This window comes from Pseudomonas sp. LM13 (genome assembly GCF_041381355.1).
Classification (GTDB): Bacteria; Pseudomonadota; Gammaproteobacteria; order Pseudomonadales; family Pseudomonadaceae; genus Stutzerimonas; species Stutzerimonas frequens.
The window spans coordinates 1-3,236 of record NZ_JACBXH010000088.1; the positions used below are offsets into that span (position 1 = coordinate 1).

Annotated in this window: 3 protein-coding genes, 3 tRNA genes and 1 rRNA gene; all 7 read left to right on the plus strand. The window is 54.8% G+C overall.

The annotated features are described in order from the left end of the window. The first annotated feature begins 93 nt into the window (after nt 1-93). Nucleotides 94-209: ribosomal RNA gene (gene rrf / locus HZR81_RS23255) — 5S ribosomal RNA — on the plus strand. Nucleotides 210-329: 120 nt separating this feature from the next. Further along, nucleotides 330-1,277, plus strand: a complete 948-nt coding sequence (gene birA / locus HZR81_RS23260; RefSeq protein WP_208217461.1) for a bifunctional biotin--[acetyl-CoA-carboxylase] ligase/biotin operon repressor BirA — start codon at nt 330-332, stop codon at nt 1,275-1,277. Continuing rightward, the gene (locus tag HZR81_RS23265) at nt 1,274-2,014 is read left to right on the plus strand and encodes a type III pantothenate kinase (protein ID WP_500129366.1); all 741 of its coding nucleotides are present in this window, start codon (nt 1,274-1,276) and stop codon (nt 2,012-2,014) included. The genes birA and HZR81_RS23265 overlap by 4 nt, the downstream gene beginning before the upstream one ends. Before the next feature lie 24 nt (nt 2,015-2,038). Then, nucleotides 2,039-2,710, plus strand: a complete 672-nt coding sequence (locus tag HZR81_RS23270; protein ID WP_133456299.1) for an SPOR domain-containing protein — start codon at nt 2,039-2,041, stop codon at nt 2,708-2,710. A gap of 141 nt (nt 2,711-2,851) precedes the next feature. Continuing rightward, nucleotides 2,852-2,936 (plus strand) — tRNA-Tyr (locus tag HZR81_RS23275). A 25-nt stretch (nt 2,937-2,961) separates the two neighbouring features. After that, nucleotides 2,962-3,035, plus strand: a tRNA-Gly gene (locus HZR81_RS23280). 26 nt (nt 3,036-3,061) lie between these two features. Continuing rightward, nucleotides 3,062-3,137 (plus strand) — tRNA-Thr (locus HZR81_RS23285). Nucleotides 3,138-3,236: the final 99 nt, after the last annotated feature.

The window sequence follows — 3,236 nt, forward strand, 5'->3', positions numbered from 1 at the left end:
AACAGACCGAAAATCTGCACGAACACGCAATACCGATTCGATCACATACCCAATTCGCTGCAGCGGCTAAACCCCGAGGCAGCAACAGAATTGCTTGACGACCATAGAGCGTTGGAACCACCTGATCCCATTCCGAACTCAGCAGTGAAACGATGCATCGCCGATGGTAGTGTGGGGTTTCCCCATGTGAGAGTAGGTCATCGTCAAGCTCCTACACCAAACCCCCGATCCGCGTAAGCGGGTCGGGGGTTTGCTTTTGCGCTGATGAAAGCTTTGTAGGCAGGCATTCCTTGTGTCGCTATTATTCGGGCCTCGTTTACGGGGGTGGCATGAATAAGCTGTTGAAGTTGCTCCAAGATGGACGGTTCCATTCTGGGCGGGAGCTGGGCGAGGCTTTGGGTGTAAGTCGTAGCGCTGTCTGGAAGCACCTCCAGCGCGTTCAAAGTGAAACGGCGCTCCTCCTTTATAAGGTTCCCGGCCGGGGTTATCGTCTGGCCGAACCTTTGTCTTTGCTCGATGAAGATAAGCTCGTCCCGCGGATGAGAGCTATGGGCTGGGCGTTACATCTGTTTGACACGCTCGACTCTACGAACTCGGAAGCTCTGAGGCTTCTAGCCTCCGGCCAGGCCCCGCTGCTTGTGCTTGCAGAAGCTCAGTCTGCAGGGCGAGGGCGGCGAGGGCGACAATGGGTAAGTCCGTTTGGAAAGAACCTGTACTGCAGTCTGGCGTTAGAGGTGCACGGTGGTGCTAGACAGCTGTCCGGCATGAGTCTTGTGGTCGGATTGGCTGTTATGCAGACGTTGCGCCAAATGGGGTTACCTCAAGCAGGGCTGAAGTGGCCAAACGACGTATACGTGGATGGACGCAAAATCTCGGGGATTCTGTTGGAGCTGACTGGCGATCCCGCGGATCAATGCCATGTAGTGGCTGGCATTGGCATCAACGTTAACATGCATGAAGCCGAGGGGATCGATCAACCTTGGACATCCCTCAACGAGTGGATCGGGATGGTTGATCGAAATGAACTGGCGCTTACGCTTGCCGGCAAGCTGAAAACATATCTCGATCAGCACGCTAGCACTGGGTTCTCCGGCCTGAGGGATGAGTGGGAGGCGAGCCATATTTGGCAGCATCGCAGATGTACGCTTAGCACTGGGACGCAAGAGTTTTCGGGAACGGTGCTGGGAGTGGATCACCAGGGTGGGCTCAGACTGATGATTGACGGTGTCGAGCGTTCATTCAGCGGCGGGGAACTAAGCTTGAGGTTGGATCAATGATTCTTGAGGTGGACTGCGGTAACAGCTTGATCAAATGGCGCGTCTTGGACTCTTGTTCCGGCGTCGTTGCGGCGCAGGGAGCCTCGAGCTGTGCGGCTGGCTTATTGGGGGAGCTTGGCGGTCTGGTTCACTTGCGTATCTTGAGAGCTAGGTTGGTCAGCGTACGCAGCGACCAAGAGACCATGGAGATCTGTACGCGCATCTCCGACGCCCTGTCTGTTCACGTTCAGAGCGCTACCCCTGCTAAAGAGTTGGGCGGCGTAATCAATGGCTATCTTGAGTATGAGCGGCTTGGGATGGATCGCTGGCTGGCTATGGTCGGCGCTTTTCAGCTCAAGCGTGACGCCATGCTCGTGCTTGATCTGGGGACGGCGGTGACTGCTGATCTGGTGGATGCACAGGGTGTCCATCTTGGTGGTTTTATCTGTCCAGGAATTTCCCTGCTTAGGAGTCAGTTGCATGCTCATACGCAGCGCATACGTTACTCCATGGATGAGGCGCCTGCTGCATCCTGCACTCTAGAGCCCGGGCGAACCACCTTAGAGGCGGTGGAGCGCGGCTGTCTATCAATGCTCCACAGTTTTGTGTCGACACAAGTTCGTCAGGCGGGCGATCGTTTTGGGGCGGCCTTCAGCGTTTATGCTACTGGGGGTGATGCGGGTCTGATCAAGGATATCGGCCAGGTCCAGCGCATACCGGATCTCGTTTTTCGGGGGCTGGCAATCGCTTGCCCCTAACGCATCTATAAGGTTGAAGGTTGCATGCGTTGGTTATTTCTTCTTTTGGTGCTGTTGAATGTTTTTTTCTGGGTTCAGCACCAATACGAGGCTCCGGTTCGAGTTAAAGAGGTCGCGCCTCTCGATTCTTACAGCCGGCTTCAGCAGAACATCACTTTGCTCAGTGAGTCCTCAGTACCCCAGCGGCGAGCCAGTTCATCATCAGCGGCCAATGATGACGGATGTCTGTTCCTTGGTGGGTTCGACGAAGAGCAGCAAGCAGAGTCTTTAGAGCAGCGTCTGCTGAGTCTGGATGTGCAGTCCGAGGTTCAGCAGGTCGACGCAGCTACCGGCGTGGATTACTGGGTCTATCTGCCCCCGCTTGCGTCCAGGCAGGCCTCGCTACGCCAGTTGCGTGAACTGCAAAGCCGCAATATTGATAGCTACATCATTACGGTAGGCGACCTGTCGAATGGTATTTCGCTTGGGATCTTCTCGCGAAAAGACTCTGCAGAGGGGGTGGTTGCTCGTTTGCGCGAGGTTGGCTATGCGGCGCTGGTTCGTGAGTTACCGCGTATGCACCGCAAGTACTGGGTGCGCGTCGCAGTCGCTAGTCGTAATCAGCTGGACGATACCATCTTGCGAGGCTTGAAAAACGACATGCCGGAACTGCAGCATCGGCAGATGTCCTGCACAGGCGTTGCAACTTCCGAATAGTTTGCATAGAATGGCGCCCGCTTCGCAGCTAGGGCTGATTGGTTTCTTCGCGAAGCGGCTGTCGATGAAGCTAAGCTCAAGATTTATATGAGAAAATGCTTGACAGCCTGGTGGCAGATGATGAAAATGCCGCCTCACTTTGGAGGGGTTCCCGAGCGGCCAAAGGGATCAGACTGTAAATCTGACGTCATAGACTTCGAAGGTTCGAATCCTTCCCCCTCCACCAGATTCAAGCGTAAGCTTCGGCGTTCGCGGGTATAGTTTAGTGGTAGAACCTCAGCCTTCCAAGCTGATGATGCGGGTTCGATTCCCGCTACCCGCTCCAGCTTCGATGTTTGCGGTATATGTTTCGCTCATGTAGCTCAGTTGGTAGAGCACACCCTTGGTAAGGGTGAGGTCAGCGGTTCAAATCCGCTCATGAGCTCCAAACCTCAAAGGCAGATATGTAAATATCTGCCTTTGTTTTAATGGTGGCGTGACTAGCTCAATTCAACGATGGGAGACGGTCTCGATGGCTAAAGAAAAG